Consider the following 1,786-nt stretch of genomic DNA (forward strand, 5'->3'; position numbering starts at 1 on the left):
TTTAGAAGTAAGTTCTGGGCGCAACAAGATTGGCCTTTTGACGCAGATAGAAGCAGTAAAACCCGAAGGCTGCCGCGAACCACATGTAGGATTCGCCGATTGCCAGTCGGTTGTTCGAATTGCTGAGGATCGTCAGGGCGAAGAAGACAAGGGTTGAGATATAGCAGCGCCAAGCAGCGCGCGCGACGAGTCCCGCCCGGGCGGCCTGTAAAACTTGCCTGGCTGCCCATACGAAGAGGAAGGTATAGAATGCCAAGCCGACAATGCCATAGCGAACCGCCACCTCCAGATAGCCGTTGTGGATGACGTCGTAGATTTCGGGCCGGTAGGTTCGGTCCTGCCACTCGGTCAGCCACGACGAGCCCGCACCGAAGATCGGATGGCGCCCCCACACGTCCAGTGCGTTGACCCAAAGCATCAATCGCTCTTGAACAGTCGCGGGGACTAAGTTGCTGGTAAGTGCCTGCTCGATTGCTGCATCCCACCCACGACCAGCTACGTCTGAACAGAAATCCAGTATGAAGGTCGCAGTGCTGCCGGCCGTCGAAAAGAAGATATTGTGGGATGCCGCGATGGCGGCCAGCACCAGCGTCAGAATGCCAGTACCCGCCAGCAACTCGCGACGGTTGATCCCTCTTGCCAGAGCCATAACCGCCGACAGAAGCAGCGCGACGGCAAGCGCGAACCAGACGCCCTTCGAGCGGAGCACGACGATGTTGACGGACGCAAGCAGAAGTACGGCTGCCGCAAGCGTCCAATACAGTATCTTTGCTCCCCCATTCAGGTCGCTTCTTTGAGCCGTGTACGAGGCAAATTGTAGGGCGCACAGAAATATCATGCCTGCGGCGACGGCCGCATGGATCGGATTGTTGAAGAGCCACGGCTCCGGTCTTACGCCTTGAATAATCTCTGCGTAGCGGGTGCCGGCGGCAAGGAAGACAAAACTGAGGATCATGAACCACAAGACCACAACAGCCGGTCGCCTGATGTACGCAAGAAACCCGTATGCCGTCGTGGTATATAGCGCCGGAAATAGATAGATTCCCTCAGCTGAACCGAGTTGGCCGGTGGTAAAGTAAACCAATGTCAGCCTGTCAAGAACGTAGATGGCCCATCCGAGGCAGAGAAAGCCCGCCCAGCCTATTAAGGGCTTGCCGTAGGTCCACACGTCGGTCCGGAACCAGCGCACGACGGCGAATAGAACGAGCAGGAGCCCGGCGTAGCGATATGCGTCCGACTCCACCCAGACGGCGGATATCAGCGCCAATATCGCGATGGCTGCCATCGCCTCTTTCAGTGGGTTTTTCTCCACCTCTGCAGCCGCATGGTTCGAAGTATCGTGTCCGAGCGGCGGCCGCAGGAAAACGTTATGCAGGCGTAACAATTGGTCCTTTATGCGAAAACTCGCTGTATGGAGCCGTTTCCACCAAGGGAAATGTCCTGCCTTATAGCTGCCGGAAGGGCCTACAATACTGGAAACGGCTCTGCCGGGCCCGAAGTCCAGAACGTTCCGGCGGCTGGAGTAGACCTTTAAGTTCGAATCCCAGAACCGCTCCGCCGCCACGTCCCATGGAAGCGACATGACGGCCAGTTGAGAAACGATCTTGCGTGCACCGTCCCTTGTTACGAGATAGGCTGCCGTGGATCCTTGCGGACCAAGCAGCGTTCGGCCGATCTCGTCACCGAGCGAGGTCTTGGCTACGCGGATAAAGAGCTTGGACCTGTGGTTGATAAGCTTGATCAGATCGAAATCCGGCGCAGTAGCGATAATTGCCTCAATGCGCGG

The 1,786-nt window shown here is 57.3% G+C and carries 1 protein-coding gene; it reads right to left on the reverse strand.

Features of this window, described 5'->3' with window-relative positions; translation table 11 throughout:
* Position 1: 1 nt before the first annotated feature.
* The coding region (locus ACX3P1_RS27980; protein WP_459083043.1) for an O-antigen ligase family protein at positions 2–1,786 on the reverse strand (1,785 nt) is incomplete at its 5' end.

It is taken from the genome of Mesorhizobium sp. A623 (genome assembly GCF_054489405.1).